General features: G+C 65.3%; 13 protein-coding genes and 1 pseudogene. 6 read left to right on the top strand and 8 right to left on the bottom strand.

Translation table 11 applies throughout. The features are described 5' to 3' along the window. Positions 1 to 69 precede the first annotated feature (69 nt). Together AKN84_RS07775 and AKN84_RS07770 are read right to left on the bottom strand one after the other, a co-directional pair. Positions 70 to 1,317: an efflux RND transporter periplasmic adaptor subunit gene (locus tag AKN84_RS07775; RefSeq protein WP_050420154.1), complete on the bottom strand. Its 1,248-nt coding sequence runs from the start codon at positions 1,315 to 1,317 to the stop codon at positions 70 to 72. Between the two features lie 151 nt (positions 1,318 to 1,468). Further along, entirely contained in the window at positions 1,469 to 2,875 is a 1,407-nt protein-coding gene (locus tag AKN84_RS07770) for a CoA transferase (RefSeq protein ID WP_050420194.1), read from the bottom strand. Between the two features lie 205 nt (positions 2,876 to 3,080). Here AKN84_RS07770 and AKN84_RS07765 point away from each other — a divergent pair, with 205 nt between their 5' ends. Continuing rightward, positions 3,081 to 3,368, top strand: a complete 288-nt coding sequence (locus tag AKN84_RS07765; protein ID WP_050420153.1) for a hypothetical protein — start codon at positions 3,081 to 3,083, stop codon at positions 3,366 to 3,368. Between the two features lie 342 nt (positions 3,369 to 3,710). Here the strand turns inward: AKN84_RS07765 and AKN84_RS07760 are convergent, their stop codons facing one another. The 4 genes from AKN84_RS07760 to AKN84_RS07745 all read right to left on the bottom strand — a co-directional run bounded on the left by AKN84_RS07760 (position 3,711) and on the right by AKN84_RS07745 (position 10,597). After that, positions 3,711 to 4,247 (bottom strand): GlcG/HbpS family heme-binding protein, encoded by a 537-nt coding sequence (locus AKN84_RS07760; RefSeq protein WP_050420152.1) that lies wholly within the window; start codon positions 4,245 to 4,247, stop codon positions 3,711 to 3,713. 403 nt (positions 4,248 to 4,650) lie between these two features. Further along, positions 4,651 to 8,133 carry an error-prone DNA polymerase gene (locus tag AKN84_RS07755; protein WP_050420193.1) on the bottom strand — a complete coding sequence of 1,161 codons (3,483 nt, stop codon included), beginning with the start codon at positions 8,131 to 8,133 and terminating at the stop codon, positions 4,651 to 4,653. A 2-nt stretch (positions 8,134 to 8,135) separates the two neighbouring features. After that, entirely contained in the window at positions 8,136 to 9,674 is a 1,539-nt protein-coding gene (locus AKN84_RS07750) for a Y-family DNA polymerase (protein ID WP_050420191.1), read from the bottom strand. 128 nt (positions 9,675 to 9,802) lie between these two features. Beyond that, on the bottom strand, positions 9,803 to 10,597 hold the full coding sequence (locus AKN84_RS07745; RefSeq protein ID WP_050420190.1) for an ImuA family protein: 795 nt from the start codon (positions 10,595 to 10,597) through the stop codon (positions 9,803 to 9,805). A 257-nt stretch (positions 10,598 to 10,854) separates the two neighbouring features. Here AKN84_RS07745 and AKN84_RS07740 point away from each other — a divergent pair, with 257 nt between their 5' ends. Both AKN84_RS07740 and AKN84_RS07735 read left to right on the top strand, forming a co-directional pair. Further along, positions 10,855 to 12,288 carry a UdgX family uracil-DNA binding protein gene (locus tag AKN84_RS07740; RefSeq protein ID WP_050420151.1) on the top strand — a complete coding sequence of 478 codons (1,434 nt, stop codon included), beginning with the start codon at positions 10,855 to 10,857 and terminating at the stop codon, positions 12,286 to 12,288. 712 nt (positions 12,289 to 13,000) lie between these two features. After that, positions 13,001 to 14,545: an inorganic phosphate transporter gene (locus tag AKN84_RS07735; RefSeq protein ID WP_244484981.1), complete on the top strand. Its 1,545-nt coding sequence runs from the start codon at positions 13,001 to 13,003 to the stop codon at positions 14,543 to 14,545. Between the two features lie 100 nt (positions 14,546 to 14,645). On the opposite strand, the gene AKN84_RS07730 is transcribed toward AKN84_RS07735, so the two are convergent. Next, a complete protein-coding gene (locus AKN84_RS07730) occupies positions 14,646 to 15,554 on the bottom strand; it encodes a LysR family transcriptional regulator (RefSeq protein ID WP_050420150.1) in 909 nt (302 codons plus the stop codon). A 137-nt stretch (positions 15,555 to 15,691) separates the two neighbouring features. Here AKN84_RS07730 and AKN84_RS07725 point away from each other — a divergent pair, with 137 nt between their 5' ends. Continuing rightward, complete coding sequence (locus AKN84_RS07725) at positions 15,692 to 16,873, top strand: cytochrome P450 (RefSeq protein WP_050420149.1); 1,182 nt, start codon at positions 15,692 to 15,694, stop codon at positions 16,871 to 16,873. Positions 16,874 to 17,008: 135 nt separating this feature from the next. On the opposite strand, the pseudogene AKN84_RS07720 reads toward AKN84_RS07725, so the two are convergent. Beyond that, positions 17,009 to 18,180: pseudogene (locus AKN84_RS07720) on the bottom strand (M20 aminoacylase family protein). A 208-nt stretch (positions 18,181 to 18,388) separates the two neighbouring features. On the opposite strand from AKN84_RS07720, the gene AKN84_RS07715 reads away from it, so the two are divergent. Together AKN84_RS07715 and AKN84_RS07710 are read left to right on the top strand one after the other, a co-directional pair. After that, complete coding sequence (locus AKN84_RS07715) at positions 18,389 to 18,850, top strand: T6SS immunity protein Tdi1 domain-containing protein (protein ID WP_050420148.1); 462 nt, start codon at positions 18,389 to 18,391, stop codon at positions 18,848 to 18,850. 117 nt (positions 18,851 to 18,967) lie between these two features. Next, entirely contained in the window at positions 18,968 to 19,393 is a 426-nt protein-coding gene (locus AKN84_RS07710; RefSeq protein ID WP_050420147.1) for a hypothetical protein, read from the top strand. The last annotated feature ends 1 nt before the right edge of the window (position 19,394 follow it).

Raw genomic sequence — 19,394 nt, 5'->3', positions numbered from 1 at the left:
GTGAGGATTTGTCTTGTTGAGCATGGTCGATCCGGAAAGCCGGTTTCCCCTTTTTCCGGATCATGCGTCTCAAGTGCCAGATGCGGCGCGGTCGATGAAGAGGCTTCCCTTCGTCACGATCTGCTCGCCCGGCTTGAGATTGCCGGCCACCTCGACGAGGTCGCCATTGATGAGGCCGGGCTTGATCTGGCGCAGCTCGATGGTCTTGTCATCGGCCCTCGCGACCCAGACGCGAACCTGATCGCCCTCGTAGATCAGCGCCTGCTTCGGCACGCCGACCGCCGGGTGATCGCCTTTCGAATACAGCGTCACATTGGCGAACATCTCGGGCTTCAGCCGCATGTCGGCATTGTCGATGGTGGCGCGGACCAGCAGCCGGCGCGAGGCCGCGTCGATCGCGGCGGCGACGTAGTTGACCCGGGCGTTCAGCACCTTGCCGGGCAGCGCCATCACGCTGAAGCTGAGGTCCTGCCCGATCGCGACATTGTCGGCATCGGATTCGCGGACAAAGGCGATCAGCCAGACCGTCGAGAGATCGCCGATCACGTAGACTGGGTCACTGGCGCCGGTCGAGACATACTGGCCGGGGCCGGCCTTGCGCTGGACCACGGTGCCGCCGATCGGTGCGAACACCGTCGTCTCCGGATTGAGGCGGCCCTTCTGCTGCAAGGTCGTGATGGCTTCGTCGCCGAAGCCGAGGATGTGCAGCTTGTTCTGCGCGGCTTCCAGCAGCGTCTGCGCCGAGCGCGCATCGTTCTGCGCCTGCACCAGCGCGGCCTGCGCAGTCTGGTAATCCTTCAACGGGATCGCCTTGCCCTCGGACAGATCCTTGGCGCGCTTTTCCTGGATCTGCGCCAGGTCGAGCGCCGACTGGGCCTTGTTGAGACCGGTCATCGCGGCGACATAGTCGTTCTGCGCCTGCACGGTGTCGGCCGCCTCGATCACGAACAGCGGCTGCCCCTTCACGACGGTATCGCCCGGCCGCACCAGGAGGCGGGTCACCCGTCCGGTATAGGGCGAGTAGACCGGGGTGGAACGGTCCTCATCGATCCCGATCTTGCCCTCGGTCACCAGCTCGGAGCGGAAGGTGTGCTCGGCCACGGCCTGGAAGGTCAGGCTGGCCCACTCGGCGGCCGACGGCGTATAGCGCGTGCCCCCCTTGCGGGACTGGCTGGAGACTTCCGACGGCGCCTGCTTTTCCGAGCCGAAGCGGGTGTAGCCATAGGCGCCCGCGCAGGCGACCACCAGCACCGCCGCGGCCACGACCAGGCGTGGGCGGCTAAAGCTCTGCATTCTCTTGGTAAACTCTTTCAGCATGCGGTCCGCAGGGTCGATCGTTGCAGCTTCCGGCGGGACGGCCCCAGCGGTGCGCTAATAGTGCCGAATTGGCGTTGCAAACAACCTAAAAATCGCACTTCGGCGGTGCGGGTCGTTAAAGTTCGGATACCCTGAACGGTGGCTGAATGTCTCATCCGGGAAACTCCGGGGCAGGAAACTCCGGGGGATGGCTGCCGAGCGGCATGGCCGGACGGGACCAATGGGCCGGGGTCCTCGACAGGACTGCGGCGTGCCGGACCGAGCTCAGCGTGCCAAAACCGGACGACAACCGCTCGATGAAGGGCAGCACCGCTTCCGCCTTGAGGTCCTCGGTCGCAAGGCCCCCCTCGAGGCGGCCGAGATTCCACAGCCAGCGCCCGGTTTGTGCCAGCGACACCCGGACGTGCCAGCTGCCGCCCTCGCGCGCCTGACGGGCCTTGGCCATCATGGCGCCGAACGCCATGAAATATCCGGTGGCGTGGTCGAGCATCTGGGCCGGCAATTCCTTCGGTCCATCGACGCCGGCCGCCTGCCCCTCGGCATGATTGAAGCCGGTCGTGGTCTGAACCAGCGAATCGAAACCGCGCCGCTCCGCCCACGGACCGGCATGGCCATAGGCCGACAGCGTCACATGGACGATCCCGGGATTGATGCGGGCCACCTCCTCCGGCGAGAAGCCGAGCCGCGCAATCGCCTGCGGGCGATAGCCCTGCGAGAGAATATCAGCCTGCGCCACGAGATCGCGCATCATGCCCCGCCCCTCCTCGCTGCGCAGCTCGAGGAACGCCGTCAGCTTGCCGCGGCCGGTGTCGATGGTGAGCCAGGGAATCGCCGGCAGATCGGGACCGGAGATCAAGAGCACATCGGCCCCGTGCGCGGCGAGCGTGCGGCCGGCGACGGGACCTGCAATCACGCGCGACAGATCGAGCACACGGATGCCGGCCAGCGGCCGCTTCCCGGCGGGCCACGGCTTCGGCGCGGCCTCGCCGATCTTCTCGATTGAGATCAGCGGCAGCTTCGCCAGGTCCCGGGCGTGCGGCGTCGCCGACCATTCGTCATATGAGCGCATCAAGGCGACGACGCCGCCGGCCGCATAGGCCGCGGTCTCGAATGCCTCGCCGTCCCACTGCAACAGCGCGGCCTGCACGTCGTCACGCTCGGCGTTGCAGCCGAGCACCTTGCAGACGGCGTCGCGGTGATGTGGGAAATTGGTGTGGAGGCGGACGAAGCGGCCGTCGCGGACACGATAGACGCCGGCGATCTTGTCCCAGGCCGGTGGCGGCGGCTTGTCGTCGACCCGCAGATAGCGCTCGCTGCGGCATTCCACGACGGCATGGCGGATGTCGACCGCGACGTCCTGCGTCTCGCCGCTGCGGGCTTTCCAGATCTCGGCTGCGGCAAGGCCGGCCGCGGCGATCGGCGCCTGTGCGGCGGCTGCGACACGAAACGACGACGGCAGCTGCGGCTCGCTGCCGGTCAGCCTGACCGCATCAAGCGCGGACGGCGCGCCACCGGCGCCGGTCCAGACATCGGCAAGGATTTCACGGATGTCCTGCATGCGCATTCCTCTTTGCGATTAATCTATGCCCCAGCATGATGACAAAAAGGCAATGCCCGATCCAAACCCCTATTTTGGCATGATCTTTTCGGAAAGCCGTTTTCACACTTTTCCGGATCATGCCTTGTTTGGGCATGACCTTTTCGGAAAACCGCTTCACACTTTTCCGGATCATGCCTTCTGGCCGACCCGAACAGGAGTTGCAATGGCTGCCATCGATCCCATCACCGCCGGCGGCGTCTTCCTCGCGACCGCGGCGACCGACGCGGTCTACGTCATGTTCACCTCGGCGGTCGTCGCGCGCAAGCGCGTGCCGGCGGCGACCTGGAGCAGCGTCTGGTATGTGCTCTCCTCCTATGCGGTGATCAGCTACACCGAGAACTGGCTCTATGTCGCCTTCGCGGCAGCCGGCTCGTGGGTCGGCGCCTATGCATCGATCACCTTTCTGCACCGCCCACCGGGCGGCCCGCCGGTGGGGGCTGCGGTGGAGTAGTTTGTTCGAGCTCGCTCCGCTGTCGTCCCTGCCTGGAGCGCAGTTGCGCACTAGGCAGGGATGACGGCGAGGATGGCGTCAACAACCGGCGTCATCATCCGCGAAAGCGGTGATCCAGTATTCCAGAGACAGCAGTGCTTGAGCCGAGAGGCCTCGGCGTACTGGATCGCCCGGTCCCTGTCTACGCCAAGGCTTCGACGAGGCTACAGGTCCCTGGCGCGCCGAAGCTTTAGCGGAGGCGGCGAGCCGGGCGATGACAGCTGAGGATGGGGATACAGCTTCGCGTTCTCGCGATGACGTCTGCCGGAACGACGCTCCGGCAGACAGCATCACGTCACGCCCCTACTTCAGCGCAGCTTGCCCGGCGACCGAGATCACATTGTCCTGCGAGCCCGAACCGCCGCTGACACCGATGGCGCCGACGATCTTGCCGTCGACGATCAGGAGGTTGCCGCCGCGCGAGGCGATCACGTCGTCGAGGGTTGTGAGATAGGTGAAGTATGCGCCCTTGCCGATCAGGTTCTCGAACGTCAGCGTCGGTCGGCGATAGCGCGTCGTGGTGCGCGCCTTGTGCTGCGAGACGCCGATCGAGGCGTATTGGCAATTGTCCTGTTTCTCGAAATAGACGAGCTCGCCGGCCGGATTGACGATCGCGATGCAGAACGCATTCCAGTTTCGCTTCTGGGTCTCGGCGACCGCCGCAGCCGCGACCTTCTTGGCGGTTTCGAGGTTGATCGGCTCGCCATAGGGCGGCGGCGCGAGCGCGTCGGGGACGACGTCGTTGGGATTGTCGGGATTGGAAGGCACCTGGGCAAATGCGCCGGTGGCCGAGACGAACGCGATGCAGGCCGCGCCGATGAGCGCAGTGAGATAACGCATGGAGTGCTCCCGAATGTTTGTCGTTGCAGGCCCCGGATCGATCGCCCGGGCGGCCGGGACGATAGCAACTGGCCCGTGGCGTACAAGGCCACAGCGATCGATGTGCAGCGCGGCATGCGTTCCGCTGCGATGAAAATCGCGTGAGGACGGCGGGGTGTAGCGATCGGCGCTACATGCGATCTCGAACCGGCGCAATTGTTGAGGGCATATTCGACGTCGTCCTGGCGAAAGCCAGGACCCATAACCCCAAAAAGCGCGTTGCTGCGCGATGGCCGTGGGCCACGATCCCTTTCACAATCGACTGCGGTGGTTATGGGTCCTGGCTCCCGTGCGCAATTGCGCACCAGGCCAGGACTACGTTGGGCATTGGCTGCTGCTCAACAACTACCGCCATCGCGCAAGGCTAATGGAAATCGCGCGACGGCGGCAGGATGCGGACGTTGCGGGGGTGGCGGATCCTTTGCGGCGAGTTGTCGCCGTGATCGCGGCGGTCGTCGTTGAGCGGCTCGATCAGCGCGGGGCCTGCCGGCACCGGGTGCTTGCTGACAGGGGATTCATTGGCGAGGCCGATCAGATCGTGGGAGCGGTCGGTCATGCGCTGCGCCACCAGATGCGTCACGCCCTCCGGGCTGCTCTGGATATAGCCCTCGACCAGGATCAGGCGCGCGCCCATCACTTCCTTGCGGTACTGCTCCATCACCTTCGGCCACACCACGATGTTGGCGATGCCGGTCTCGTCCTCCAAGGTCATGAACACGACGCCCTTGGCGCTGCCCGGCCGCTGCCGCACCAGCACGACGCCAGCGCAACGGACGCGGCGGCGGTCGTTGCTTTGATTGATGGTGTGGCAGGCGACGACGCGCTCTTTGGTGAACATCTCGCGCAGGAATTCCATCGGGTGGCCCTTCAGCGACAGGCGGATGGTCTGATAGTCGGCGACCACCTGCTCGGGACGCGGCATCTCCGGCAGCGGCTTTGCGCCCTCATCCGGCTGCTCGCGCGCAGTCGCGGCCTCGAACAGCGGCAGCGGCACATCGTCGGGCAGCCGCCGCACCGCCCACAGCGCCTCGCGGCGGTCGAGCCCGAGCGAGCGGAACGCATCGGCGTCGGCAAGCAGGATCAGCGCGCGCTTGGGCAGAGCGGTATCGCGGGCGAAATCCTCCAGCGAGGTGAACGGCCGGCGGCTGCGCGCGGCGACGATCCGGTCGGCCCAGTCTTTCCCCTCGTCATTCCGAGGCGCGCCACTTGGCGCGAGCCCGGAATCCATCGGGCCGCTGTTGCGTTGAGAAATGGATTCCGGGCCTGCGCCTGACGGCGCATCTACGATGCGCAATTGCGCATCGGAGAATGACGATTGGAGAGCTTTCAACCGCTCCTCGTCCTCATCCAGCCAATGAAACCCGTCGATCTGGCGGAAGCCGAGCCGCACTGCGCAATGATCGCCGACCTGCTCCTCCAGCGTGTTCTGCGCAAAGCTGAAGGAGACATCGACCTCGCGCACCGTGACGCCGTTCTTGCGGGCGTCGCCGACGATTTGCGCCGGGGCGTAGAAGCCCATCGGCTGCGAGTTGAGCAGGCCGCAGCAGAACGCATCGGGATGATAGTGCTTCAGCCATGAGGAGATGTAGACGAGCTGGGCGAAACTCGCGGCGTGGCTTTCCGGGAAGCCGTAACTGCCAAAACCCTTGATCTGGTCGAAGCAGTTGCGGGCAAAATCCGGATCGTAGCCGCGCGCCACCATGTTGCCGACCAGCTTCTCCTCATAGGTGCCGATGGTGCCGAGGTTGCGGAAGGTCGCCATCGAGCGGCGCAGGCCGTTGGCCTCCTCGGAGGTGAAATGGGCCGCCTCGATTGCGATCCGCATCGCCTGCTCCTGGAACAGCGGCACACCGAGCGTCTTGTGCAGCACGTTGTAGAGCTCATCCTTGTCGCCATGATCCGGCGAGGGTGAAGGATAGCTCACCTTCTCCTGGCCGTTCCGCCGCCTGAGATAAGGATGCACCATGTCACCCTGGATCGGCCCGGGACGCACGATCGCGACCTCGATGACGAGATCGTAGAAGGTGCGCGGCTTCAAACGCGGCAGCATGTTCATTTGCGCCCGGCTCTCGACCTGGAACACGCCGAGTGACTCCCCACGGCACAACATGTCGTAGACCTTCTTGTCGTCCGGCGGGACGCTGGCGAGCTCCCAGTGCTCGCCCTTGTGGCCGGCGATCAGATCGAAGCATTTGCGGATGCAGGTCAGCATGCCCAGCGCCAGCACGTCGACCTTCATCATATGCAGTGCGTCGACGTCGTCCTTGTCCCATTCGATGAAGGTGCGGTCGTCCATCGCGGCGTTGCCGATCGGCACATAGGTGTCGAGCCGGTCCTGGGTCAGCACATAGCCACCGACATGCTGCGAGAGATGGCGCGGGAACTCGATCAGCTCGGTGGCGAGCTCGACCGCAAGATTGATCATCGCATTCTTTGGATCGAGCCCGGCCTGCCGCACCTGCATGTCGTTGAGGCCCTTGCCCCAGCTGCCCCACACTGTGTCGGCGAGCGCCGCGGTGACGTCCTCGGTCAGCCCGAGCGCCTTGCCGACGTCGCGGATCGCGCTGCGCGGACGATAATGGATGATGGTGGCGATGATCGCGGCGCGGTGGCGGCCGTAGCGGCGATAGACATATTGCATCACCTCCTCGCGCCGCGAATGCTCGAAATCGACGTCGATGTCAGGCGGCTCCAGCCGCTCCTTGGAGATGAAGCGCTCGAACAACAGATCGACCTTGGTCGGATCGACCGAGGTGACGCCGAGCACGTAGCAGACCGCGGAATTCGCCGCCGAGCCGCGGCCCTGGCACAGGATGTTCTGGCTCCGCGCATAGTGCACGATGTCATGCACGGTGAGGAAGTAATGCGCGTATTTCAGCTCGGCGATCAGCGCGAGTTCCTTGTTCAGGGTGGTGCGAAGCTTGTCGTCGATGTTGGCGACGCCGCCGAAATATTTGTCGACGCCGGCCCAGGTCAAATCCTCCAGATGCTGCTGCGCGGTCTTGCCCGGCGGTACCGGCTCGTCGGGATACTGGTATTTGAGCTGGTCAAGCGAGAACGAGATGCGTTTCGCAAAGCGCATGGTTTCCGCGATCGCGTCCGGCAGATCGCGAAACAGCCTGACCATCTCATGCGCGGGCTTGAGATGCCGCTCGGCATTGGCCTCGAGCCTGCGGCCGACGGCCTCGATCGTGGTCTTTTCGCGGATGCAGGTCAGCACGTCCTGCAGCGGGCGGCGCGCAGGATGGTGATAGAGCACCTCATTGGTGGCGAGCAGCGGTACACCGGCATCGGTGGCAAGACCATGCAGCCGCGCCAGACGGCGCTTGTCGTCGCCGCGATAGAGCAGGCTTGCAGCGAGCCAGACGCCGTCGGCAGCGCTCGCCTTCAGTTGCGAGAGCACGTCGAGCGCATCAGCCGCCTCGAAACGATGCGGCAGCGCCAGCACCAGCATCTGGCCTTCGGCGAAGTCGGTGAGATCGGCCAGAGTGAGCCGGCAGTCGCCTTTCTCAATTTTCACGATGCCAGCACCGCGCTTGCCGCGGGTCAGGAGCTGGCACAGCCGGCCATAGGCGGCGCGGTCGCGCGGATAGACCAGGATATCAGGCGTGCCGTCGATGAAGACGATGCGGGCGCCAACCAGGAACTTGGGCGGATGGGCGACCTTCTCGCTGTCGAGTTCCTTCCAAGCGCGCACCACGCCGGCCAGCGTGTTGTGATCGGCGATCCCGATCACGGGGATTCCGAGTTCACTCGCCTGATGCACATAGGCGCGCGGATCGGAGCCGCCACGCAGGAAGGAGAAATTGCTGGTGATGCCGATCTCGGCATAATCGGGCGCTGGCATCGTCATGCGAACAGCCCGTGCACATACCAGTTGGCCGGAACGGGCTTGTCTTCTTCGTCGCGCAGTTCACTCTCGTAAAGGCCGTCGCGGAAGATCCAGAAGCGCTGGCCCTCGGCATCCTCGATGCGGAAATAGTCGCGCGTCAGCGCCGCGCCATCCTGCTTCCACCATTCCATCGCGATCCGCTCGGGGCCCTCGACCCGCACCACCGCGTGCAGGGCGCGCCGCCAGGTGAACTGATGCGGCGGACCGTCCGGCACGCTCGCGAACGGCACCTTGATCGGTTCGGGCTGCTCGAACAGCCTGAGCGGCCGCAACGGCGGCTCGCCGGCGACGCGCTCCGGCCAGGCGGCGGCGCTGGCTGCGGCCTGATGGTGCTGCGCCGGCAGCGCGAGCGCCGCACGCTCAGGAATATGGCTCTCGAGCGGCAGGTGCACGACGACGCGTTTGCCCCCGATGCGGGCGGCGATGCGGTCGATCAGCGCCGAGATCTCGTCATTGTCGTGCACGGTGGCGTCGAGATCGCGCTGCTGCTGCACCACGATCTCGGTACGCCCGGCGGCAAGGCGAATGAGATCGAAGCCGAAGCCGGGATCGAGCGGATCGTTGAGCGCATCGAGCCGCTCGCTGAACAGGCGGTCGATCATCTCGGGCCGCGTCACCGGACGCCCGGTCTCGACCATGATCGCGCGCACCGCACCGTCGGTACGGAAGAAGCTCGCTTCCAGCTGCCGCGCGCCCTTGCCCTGCTTGTCCATCGCCGCAACCAGCATCTTGGCGAGGCTCGAGAGCGTCAACGCGATCACGGTGTCGGTCGCGATGGGTTCCGGGAAACGCTTCTCGACGATGTAATCGGGCAGCGGCTTGCGCGGGCTGATCGGGGCATCGCCTTGCCCGAGCGCGTGGGAGAGCAAGGTGGTGAAAGCCGCGCCGAACCGCGCCGAGATCTCATGCGGCGCGCGCGCGGCGACATCGCCGATGGTCTTTAGGCCCGCACGGCGCAGGCCGGTGGTCACAGCGCTATCTGCGCCGAGCGCCGACACCGGCAGCGGGCCGACCGCTTGCGCCTCTGCGCCATCGGCGACGATCTTGCCCGAGACGTGGCGCGTCAGCGTGCGCGCCGCGATCGAGGTGCCGGCAATCGCCGCGCTGACCGCAAAGCCGCGCCGGCTCAGCGCATTGGTCACGATCTGCAGCAGCGCCCGCTCGCCGCCGAACAGGTGCGCGCAGCCGGTGATGTCGAGAAACAGGCCGTAAGGTGCGTCGAGCGCGACCAGCGGCGTGAAGCGGTCGCACCAGTCGGCGATGTCGTTCAGCGTCTTCAGGTCGGCGGCCGGATCGGCGTCATAGACCGTAAGCTCCGGGCAGATCGCCCGCGCATTGGCGAGCGGCAACCCGATCGACAGCCCGGCGCGCACCGCGGCCTCGTCGACGGCATGCAGCAGGATCGCATTGTGGTCTTTTACCACCACGACGCTGGGGAGTTCCTTCTTCGCCTCTCCCGCTTGCGGGGGAGGCCGGATCGCATCGCTAGATGCGATCCGGGTGGGGGCTCTCTCCTTACGAAGAACATTGTTTGTGGAGAGCACCCCCACCCCAACCCTCCCCCGCAAGCGGGAGAGGGAGTCCTGCCACCTCCCGTGTGTCGGTTGGCACAGCGCTGTGCCCATCAGCTTGCGAGGCGATGTCCTGCGCGAGCTTGCGCTTGATGCGGTCGATGGGCAGGCGTGGCAGCCACAGGCTGAGGATACGCCGACGGCTCACTGAATTGGCACTCATCACATTTCCATTCCATGATCCATCGCCCGACCGGGCCATGACGATTGCGCACGAGTTCGGCCTCGACGCGCGGCGCGCCCCAAGGGCTCGCGGCATTGCCGGGTGGCGAATGCGCTGCGCGCACGATCCAGCGCGTTTCCGCGGTCGAGGGGATCGGCGCTGCCGCGATCCGTAGCACCAGCGCGGTGACGCCGGAGGCTTGCGCGGCGAGCGTCAATTTACGGCTGGCGACGAGATCGAGCTGGCGCGCCTGGCCCCAGATCTCGAGCACGACGGCGCCGAGCGCATCGCAGGCGAGCGCGTCGGCCGCGGTGCGCAGGCCGCTGTCGACGTCAGCGGCGCGCACCGTGACCAGGAGGCGCGGATCGAGGCCGAGCTCGGCGAGCCCGCGCATCGACAGCGCGCCGTTCTCGCGATCGGAAAAATCCTGCCGCACCCAGACCAGCGGCTTGCGCGCCGATATCAGCCCGGCGAGTCCCGCGATGAACCCGGTCGCAGCGCCGCCCTGATGGCCGGCCGCGAACACCTCGTGCAGCGCGGCCGGAGCAAGTCCGCCGCGCAACATCGCGTCCGCGCCGGCATGGCCGAGCGCGATGCGGTTCGGCATCGCCGCATCCGATGGCGCCTCGATGCGCGCGATGCTGCCGCGCAGAGACGCAAGCGTACCCGTGCGTGCGCCGTTCATGATGCGCCGCTCCTTCTCAACCAAAATTTGAGGCCGTCACTGACCAGAACAGAGAACCAGGGACAGGCTCAATTGTTCATGTTATGTTCTAATATAAAGCTAACAGGGCCCGCGGAGTCAATCGGATTGGTGAGCTCAGTGATTCATGAGTGGAATCAATGGGATTCAGACGCACCGAACCCGGATGGGCCCATGATCTTCCGCAAGTCAGGCGCGCTGGCCCGAAAATGGCGGCGTGACGGAAACGGAGCAATCGCATGCGTATCATCGTGCTCGACAACGACACCGATTTCGAGGGCTGGCGCAGGGCCGCGCGGCGATTGGCGATCAATGACGTGAAGCCTGCGGAGGTCACATGGACCATCCGCCGCGATGACGAATTGTCGTCCGAATCTTGCGTGAATGAATTACCTGACGTGCCGCAGGCGCAGTTCAACGTCCCTGCCAAATTCGTAGAGCTCGCAAAGGCCGCGATCCTGCATCGCAATGACGAGCGCTTCGCCCTGCTCTACCGCCTGCTGTGGCGGCTGCGCAGCCATCACGATCTGCTCAGCGCGACTGACGATCCTGATGTCGCCGAGATCCACGCTATGGCGCGCGCGGTCTATTGCGACATCGACAGGATGCACGCGCATCTCCGCTTCCGCGAAATCGGCCGCGAGCGGACGGCGCATTACGTCGCCTGGTTCGAGCCGGAGCATCGCATCGTCGAGCTCGCCGCACCTTTCTTCGCCGGCCGCTTCGCCGACATGCCGTGGTCGATCCTCACTCCCGACGTGTCAGCGCATTGGGACGGGCACGCGATCTCGATCACGCCGGGCGTCGCCAAATCCGAGGTGCCGTCCGAGGACCGGCTCGAGGAGGCCTGGCGGCGCCATGACAACGGCCTCTTCAATCCCGCGCGGCTGAAGGTGATGGAGATGCCGCAGGCCTATTGGAGGAACCTGCCCGAAGACTCGATCATTAAGCCGCTGATCGAAGACGCCATGCGCATGACCAGCGGCCCCTTCATCGCCCGCAAGGCGGCGGAGCCGCGGAAGCCACAGGATCCGCCGATGGCCCGCAAGCAAACTCTGGATGCACAGGCGCGCGACACCATCGCTGCCCTGCGCGACGAAGCCGCCGATTGCCGCGCCTGCCCGTTGTGGAAGGACGCAACCCAGACCGTGTTCGGCGAGGGACCGCAAAGCGCGACGCTGATGCTGGTCGGCGAGCAGCCTGGCGACAAGGAGGATCTCGCCGGCCATCCCTTCGTCGGACCGGCCGGGCAGATGCTCGATCGCGCGCTCAAGGACGCCGGCATCGATCGCACCACGGTCTACATCACCAACGCGGTGAAGCACTTCAAATTCGTGCCGCGCGGCAAGGTCCGGCTGCACCAGAAGCCGGGCACGCCGGAGATCCGCGCCTGCCGGCGGTGGTACGAGCGCGAGCTCGCCGCCATCAAGCCGGAGCTCGTGGTGGCGCTCGGCGCCACCGCAGCGCAGAGCGTGCTCGGCAAGATCACCCCGATCAACAAGAACCGCCGCCGCCTGATCGATCACGACGGAACCAAGGTGCTCGTCACCGTGCACCCGTCCTATCTGTTGCGGCTGCCCGACGAGAAAGCCAAGGCGCTGGAATATCAGCGCTTTATCGACGACCTGAAAATCGCTGCGGGCCAGCTCCGCCGGTCGGATCACGCGGCTTGAGTTCCGCAAAACCGGCGGAACCAAAGTAACCACACGTCAACGTGAAATTGTTCTCAACGCTTACAAAAACCTACAACCTTGAATTGATCCGTGGTACTGTGACGTGTTCCGCAGGTATCGGGCGTCATGTTCACGCCATGACGTACCCCGAGGCGGGCGCGCTGCGCGGTTTGCTAGCCCCGATCGTGCGGCGCGCCACCTCATCTTTCCATCCTGCCTGCTCATCTCTCCCCGCACACCTCCTCACTGCACCTTCCTGACCACAACGCTCCTCACCCGCGACGTCACTGGATTTCCGGTTGACAGAAATCCTGTCGAGGCCCTGCCGTCGTGGTCTCGCGGCCGCTGTGACCTCAGCTGCACGCGGTGGGCGTGACCTCGCTGCACTCAGTGTGACCTCACGGCACAAAGTCTTGCCCTGCGAAATGAATGCAGGCCATCTCCGTCGTCATCGCTGACCTTTTGTTGCTGAAGATTGCCACGAGGCCGCGAAGGCGCATGGGCCTTCAATGCGTTGCACAAGAATTCGGCGCGATGTCCACCGTTATGGGCGGCCGCCTCATTTCGCGGGGCGGATTTTAATTGCTTGTCATATGCATCGATCAAAATCGGGGGCATTGGGACAGGAGTTTACCATGAGCGATATGGCGTTACCCGGCTCGATCGAGCCGCCTTGAAAAAGGGGCCGGACCTCGACAAGGGCTTCCACCCCATGACGGGGATTATTTATATGGGCGTGGTCGCGGCCGCGCTGCTGTTCGTTGCCTACAGCATCTATGCCGACGTCGACGCCACCGGCACGCGCGTCACGTCGTTCCTGCCCTACATCATGCTGTTCGTTGCGCTGCTGATCGCGCTCGGCTTCGAATTCGTCAACGGCTTCCACGACACCGCCAACGCGGTCGCCACCGTGATCTACACCCGCTCGCTGCCGGCGCATGTCGCCGTGGTGTGGTCGGGCATGTTCAACCTGTTCGGCGTGCTGCTCTCGAGCGGCGCCGTTGCGTTCGGCATCGTGTCGCTGCTTCCGGTCGAACTGATCCTGCAGGTAGGCTCCAGCGCCGGCTTCGCGATGGTGTTCGCGCTGCTGATTGCGGCCATCATCTGGAACCTCGGCACCTGGTGGCTCGGCCTACCGGCTTCGAGCTCGCACACCCTGATCGGTTCGATCATGGGCGTCGGTATCATGAACGCACTGCTGCGCGGCCGCGACGGCACCTCCGGCGTTGACTGGTCGCAGGCGGCCAACATCGCCAAGGCGCTGCTGCTGTCGCCGCTGTTCGGCTTCGTGCTCGCGGCCGGCCTGCTCTACATCCTCAAGACCGTGCTCGTGCGCGCCACGCCCGCTTTGTTCGGCGAGCCGGTCGGCGACCAGCCGCCGCCGTGGTGGATCCGCGGCATCCTGATCCTGACCTGCACGCTGGTCAGCTTCTTCCACGGCTCCAATGACGGCCAGAAGGGCATGGGCCTGATCATGCTGATCCTGATCGGCACCGTACCGACCGCCTATGCGCTGAACCGCGCGATGCCCGCAAGCCAGATCGAGCAGTTCGCAGCGCATTCGACCGCCGCCAGCAAGGTCATCGAAGGCAAGGCCGCCGGTTACAACGTGATCGGCAACCCGCGCCCGGCGGTGACCAACTACGTCTCGCAGCACCAGATCAATGAAGGCACCTTCCCGTCACTGGCAGTGCTGGTCCGCGATATCGGCCAACAGGTCGCCCAGTACGGCTCGCTGGCCAAGTTCCCGGCTGACGCGGTCGGCAACACCCGTAACGACATGTACCTCGCCTCGGAAGCGATCCGCCTCCTGATGAAGGACAAGGAAGCCGAACTGACCGCCGCCGACGTCGCCACGCTGAACCAGTACAAGGGCTCGCTCGATGCCGCGACGAAGTTCATCCCGAGCTGGGTGAAGTTCGCCGTCGCGATCGCGCTCGGCCTCGGCACCATGGTCGGCTGGAAGCGCATCGTCGTCACCGTCGGCGAGAAGATCGGCAAGACCCACCTGACCTACGCCCAGGGCGCCTGCGCCGAGATCACGGCGGCCGCGACGATTGCGGCGGCCGACGGCTACGGCCTGCCGGTCTCGACCACGCACGTGCTGTCGTCGGGCATCGCCGGCACCATGGCCGCCAACGGCTCCGGCCTGCAATGGGCGACGATCCGGAACATCGCGATGGCCTGGGTGCTGACCCTGCCGGCCGCGATGATCCTCTCGGGCGTGCTCTACTACGTGTTCTACCACCTGTTCTGATGCCCCCTGCTTTCGGTGCGGCAACGCGCCGGACGGAAAGGCCCGCACCTCAGGTGCGGGCCTTTTGCTTTTTTGACGATCGCGGCGCGAAGCTCGTGGTTCAGGCTGCGTAAGCCCTGGCGACCTCGGCCAGCAGGCCGCGCGCCCATTTGTGCAGGCCTGACTTGGCCGTCCTTGCGCTCCAGTACATGTCGATCGAGATCGGCACGCGGAACGGCAGCGCAGCGACATGCAGGCCGCCGCGCATCGCCCGCGCCAGATGATGCGGGATGGTCGCGACCAGCCTTGTGCCGGCGACGATGCGCTCCAGACTGTCGTGGTTCGGCAGGCTGACCGCCGGCTCGATCTCGATCTCCTTTGCCTTCAGCGCCTCCAGATAAAGCGGCTGCCACTCGCCGCTATGGGTGATGAAGACATGCTCGGCCTTGGCATAGGCCGACAGCGCGATCCGGCCGCGCGCCAGCGGATTGGCCGGGTCCATCACACAGACATAGTGATCGGTGAGGACGTGGCGCCTGACGACGCTTTCGCCGACGACGCCGACCGGACCCAATACGATGTCGCACTGGTTCTGCTTCAGATGGACGTCGCCATGGCCCGCCGCATCGAGCAGCACGAGACGGACCTGCGGCGCGCCGGCACGCAGCCGCGCGCTGAACTGCGGCATCAGGGTCTGGCGTTCGTGATAGTTGCAGGAGATCGTCACGCTGCCCTGCGCCGTCACCGGGTCGAATTCGACCGGCGAGGCGAGCCCGTCGATCTCGCCGATCATGTCCCGTGCCCAGCCGGCCAGCGCCGCGCAGCGCTCGGTGGCCGTCACGCCATTGCCGTTGCGGACGAACAGCGGATCACCGAGCGCGCCGCGCAGCCGCTCGATCGCATAGCTGATGGTGGACTGGTTGACGTCGAGGCGCTTGGCGGCCGCGGAGAACGACTGCAAATCGTAGACCAGCACCAGCGTCCGCAAGGTCCCGATGTCGATCGGATCGATGGTGGAATTGGCTGCCACGCAGCACCTCCCGCATTTGCCGGCGTCCAGCCTAGCAAAGGTCATCGAATATATCGATGGTCTATATCGATCCCATCGAATTGAGCGATCACGCCCATTGGCGCTAGCTTTCGCAAAAAAGCGCTCCGGGAGGACCAATGACCAGCGCCGTGCCTGTCGTCACCGACATCGCGTATCAGGATCTGCTCGACGACCCCTATCCGATCTTCCGCCGCCTGCGCGAGCTGGCCCCGGCGGTCTATGTCGAGCCCGCGAAGCTGACGCTGGTGACGCGCTTCGACGACATCGTGCGGATCGAGCGCGATCCGGCGACCTACTCGGCCGATAATCCGGCCTCGCTGGTCAACAAGGTGATGGGGCCGACCTTCATGCGCAAGGACGGCGCCGAGCATGCGATCGGCCGCAAGGCGATCGAGCCGTCGTTTCGCCCGGCCACGATCAAGGACCATTGGGCGCCGAAATTCACCGCCATCGCGGAAATGCTGATCAATGATTTGTCGGTGGCCGGTGAGGCCGACCTGTTCGGCGCGCTGGCCGCGCCGATGGCCTCGCTCAGCCTGACGGCGATGATCGGGTTTCGCGAGATGCCGTGGCAGACCCTGGCCGAGTGGTCGCAGGCGCTGATCGACGGTGCCGGCAACTATGCCGCCGATGCCGAGATCGAGCGCAAGGCAATGCAGGCGAGCGCCGACGTCGATGCCGCGATCGACGCGGTGCTCGACGACCACCGCAGCCGGCCGAACCCGTCGATCCTGTCCTCGATGATCAATGCCGATCCGCCGATGCCGATCGAGGGCATCCGCGCCAACATCAAGGTGATCATCGGCGGCGGATTGAACGAGCCGCGCGATGCGATCCTGACCCTGGTGCTCGGCCTGCTGCAAAACCCGGCTCAGAAGGACGCCGTGCTGGCGAAACCGGAGCTATGGCCGGCTGCGCTGGAGGAAGCGGTACGCTGGATCTCGCCGATCGGCATGTATCCGCGCCGCGTCACCCGCGATGTCGATCTTTCCGGCACCACGCTGCCCGAGGGCCTTCAGATCGGCCTTTGCGTCGGCGCGGCGAACCGCGACGGCCATCGCTTCGCCGAGCCTGACCGTTTTGACGTGACGCGGCCGAAGCAATCGCATCTGGCGTTCGGCGCCGGGCCGCATTTCTGCGCCGGCACCTGGGTGTCACGGCTCACTGTCGGCAAGATCGTGGTGCCGATGCTGTTCGATCGCCTGCGCAATCTGCACCTCCGCGAGGAGGCGCCGCCCATCGTCCGCGGCTGGGTGTTCCGCGGCCCGGTGACGCTGCCGGTGCAATGGGATGCTTAAGGAAGATCGCTTCCCACAATTCGTCATTGCGAGGAGCGAAGCGACGAAGCAATCCATTGCACCGCGCATGCGGATAGATGGATTGCTTCGCTTCGCTCGCAATGACGGCTGACAGCACGCCGCTGCGATCGCGCCTCACGCCGCCAGCGCGTCCTCCACAATCTTCACGAAATACGACGTGCCGAAAACGATCGCCTCGTCGTTGAAATTGTAGGCGGGGTGGTGCAGGCCGGCGCTGTCGCCGTTGCCGCAGAAGATGAAGGCGCCGGGCCGCGCTTCGAGCATGTACGAGAAATCCTCGCCGCCCATCAGCGGCGGCATCGTATGCACGTTGCCGTCGCCGGCCACTTCCTTGGCGATGCGAGTTGCGAATTCGGTCTGCGGGGCGTGGTTGACGGTGACCGGATAGCCGCGCTTGTAGTCGAGCTCGATCCGCGCGCCGGTCAGCTGGGCGACGCCCTTGACCACTTCGCCGATGCGCTTCTCGATCAACTGCCGAACCTCCGGGGTCAGCGTGCGCACGGTGCCGCGCAATACCGCGGTCTGCGGGATCACGTTGCGGGCATGGCCGGCGTGGAATTCGCAGATCGAGATCACGGCGGAATCCAGCGGATCGACGCTGCGCGACACGATCGACTGCAGCGCGGTGATCAGCTGCGCGCCGACCATCACGGAATCGATGCATTTGTGCGGCCGCGCGGCGTGGCCGCCGAGCCCCTCGATGTTGATGTTGACCTCGTCGGTGGACGCCATGATCGGACCGGAGCGGATCGCGAACGAGCCGATCGGAATCCCCGGACCGTTGTGCATGCCGTAGACCTGCTGGACGCCGAAGCGGTCCATCAAGCCATCCTTGATCATGGCGGCAGCGCCAGCTCCACCCTCCTCGGCCGGCTGGAAGATCACGACCGCATCGCCGGCGAAATTGCGCGTCTCGGCAAGATAGCGCGCCGCGCCGAGCAGCATCGCGGTGTGACCGTCATGGCCGCAGGCGTGCATCTTGCCCGGCGTCTTCGAGGCGTAAGGCAAGTTGGTTTCCTCGTGGATCGGCAGCGCATCCATGTCGGCGCGCAGGCCGATCACCTTGACGTCGCCCTTGGCCGCGCCCTTCTTGCCCTTGATGACCCCGACCACGCCGGTCTTGCCGAGCCCGGTCACGACCTCGTCGCAGCCGAATTCCCGCAGCCGGTCCGCCACGAATGATGCAGTGCGGTGCACATCATAGAGCAGCTCGGGGTTTTCATGGATGTTGCGGCGCAGGCCTGGATATCGGGTTGCAGATCGGCGACGCGGTTGACGATGGGCATGAGAATTCTGGCCTCGGAGGTTGAACGTAAGTCACCTCTAGCATGCAAGAGGCGGTCCACCCAAACAGATGTGGCATGCTCCAGATTGGGTCCCGCGGCGCGGCAAATGCAGAGCCAACCGACCGAAAAGCGCCGGCCGTGTGGCCGAACATCACCGCGTGATGACTTCCGGCTTGCCGCAGCGCGACCGGGCATTCATGCTCGCAGGATGGAACAGGACCGCTCAGACTTCCTTCCGGTTGAAATCACGCTCAGCGAACTCGCTGCCTGGTCGGACATCCTGCCTGCCGGGAGCCGCGTCTTGGGAGCCAGCCTGTTCGCAGACGTGTTCCTGGCGGACGCGACGGGAGCGGTTTACATGCTGGAGGTATCGGCGGGCTCGATCGAGAGAATTGCTGCATCCGAGGGAGCGTTCCGCGAACATTGCGTGGAAGATGCAGACGGTTGGCTGCTGCGCGCGTTGGTCGACCGGTGCCGCTCGGCAGGACTGATCCTTGGCCCGTCCCAGTGCTACGCCTTTACGACGCTGCCCCTATTCGGGGGCGAGTACACCGTCGACAATGTATGGATGTGCTCCTGTCGAGACTGGATCGCCTTTACGGCAATGATGTACTCAAAGACCAAGGATTTGCCGGACGGGTCCACCGTCAGGATCGTTGTCGCTGATTGACCCGACGGAACGATCGCATCCGACCAAAGCCCAATGGTGTGGCAAATATCCTGTGCGGATACTACCGCAGGTTATCCGCACCGAAATCCTCTCGCCTGCCAACAAGGGGGCGGCTACATGACGCCGGATCAGGCGTTCCTGTTTTCCACCATCATCCTGCTGGTGCCGATGGGTTACTTCCTGCTGGCGGCGCCGGCGTTCCTGCTTGTGAAGCTCGACATCCCGCCGGTCACGCGCCTGCTGCGCGGCATGTTCAACGCCTACTTCCTGGTGCTGGCGACAGCCGGCGTGACCGGAACGCTCGCCTTTGCCGCCGCTGGCCGGCCGGCTACAGCGCTCGGTATCGCCCTGATCGCGGCATTCGCGGTGCTGGCACGCCGCTGGTTTCTGCGCCGGCTCGATGCCGAGGCGGATGCGAGAGATCTGGGTGATCCCACCGCCGTGCGGCGGCTGCGCCGGCTGCATTGGGGCGGCATGCTGTGCAACGCGGTCCAGGCGTTCGCGCTGGTCGCCAGCATCCCCTATATGGCGCCGCTGCCCTGAT

The sequence above is a fragment of the Bradyrhizobium tropiciagri genome (genome assembly GCF_001189845.1).
GTDB classification, from domain to species: domain Bacteria; phylum Pseudomonadota; class Alphaproteobacteria; order Rhizobiales; family Xanthobacteraceae; genus Bradyrhizobium; species Bradyrhizobium tropiciagri.
Note: the sequence above shows the minus strand (reverse complement) of the source record. Positions and strands in the feature narration are given on the sequence as shown.

What these genes read in the sequence shown, in the direction of transcription:
- AKN84_RS07775 (WP_050420154.1), bottom strand. Translation starts at nt 1,317, where the DNA reads ATGCTGAAAGAGTTTACCAAGAGAATGCAGAGCTTTAGCCGCCCACGC.
- AKN84_RS07770 (WP_050420194.1), bottom strand. Translation starts at nt 2,875, where the DNA reads ATGCAGGACATCCGTGAAATCCTTGCCGATGTCTGGACCGGCGCCGGT.
- AKN84_RS07765 (WP_050420153.1), top strand. Translation starts at nt 3,081, where the DNA reads ATGGCTGCCATCGATCCCATCACCGCCGGCGGCGTCTTCCTCGCGACC.
- AKN84_RS07760 (WP_050420152.1), bottom strand. Translation starts at nt 4,247, where the DNA reads ATGCGTTATCTCACTGCGCTCATCGGCGCGGCCTGCATCGCGTTCGTC.
- AKN84_RS07755 (WP_050420193.1), bottom strand. Translation starts at nt 8,133, where the DNA reads ATGCCAGCGCCCGATTATGCCGAGATCGGCATCACCAGCAATTTCTCC.
- AKN84_RS07745 (WP_050420190.1), bottom strand. Translation starts at nt 10,597, where the DNA reads ATGAACGGCGCACGCACGGGTACGCTTGCGTCTCTGCGCGGCAGCATC.
- AKN84_RS07740 (WP_050420151.1), top strand. Translation starts at nt 10,855, where the DNA reads ATGCGTATCATCGTGCTCGACAACGACACCGATTTCGAGGGCTGGCGC.
- AKN84_RS07735 (WP_244484981.1), top strand. Translation starts at nt 13,001, where the DNA reads ATGACGGGGATTATTTATATGGGCGTGGTCGCGGCCGCGCTGCTGTTC.
- AKN84_RS07725 (WP_050420149.1), top strand. Translation starts at nt 15,692, where the DNA reads ATGACCAGCGCCGTGCCTGTCGTCACCGACATCGCGTATCAGGATCTG.
- AKN84_RS07715 (WP_050420148.1), top strand. Translation starts at nt 18,389, where the DNA reads ATGGAACAGGACCGCTCAGACTTCCTTCCGGTTGAAATCACGCTCAGC.
- AKN84_RS07710 (WP_050420147.1), top strand. Translation starts at nt 18,968, where the DNA reads ATGACGCCGGATCAGGCGTTCCTGTTTTCCACCATCATCCTGCTGGTG.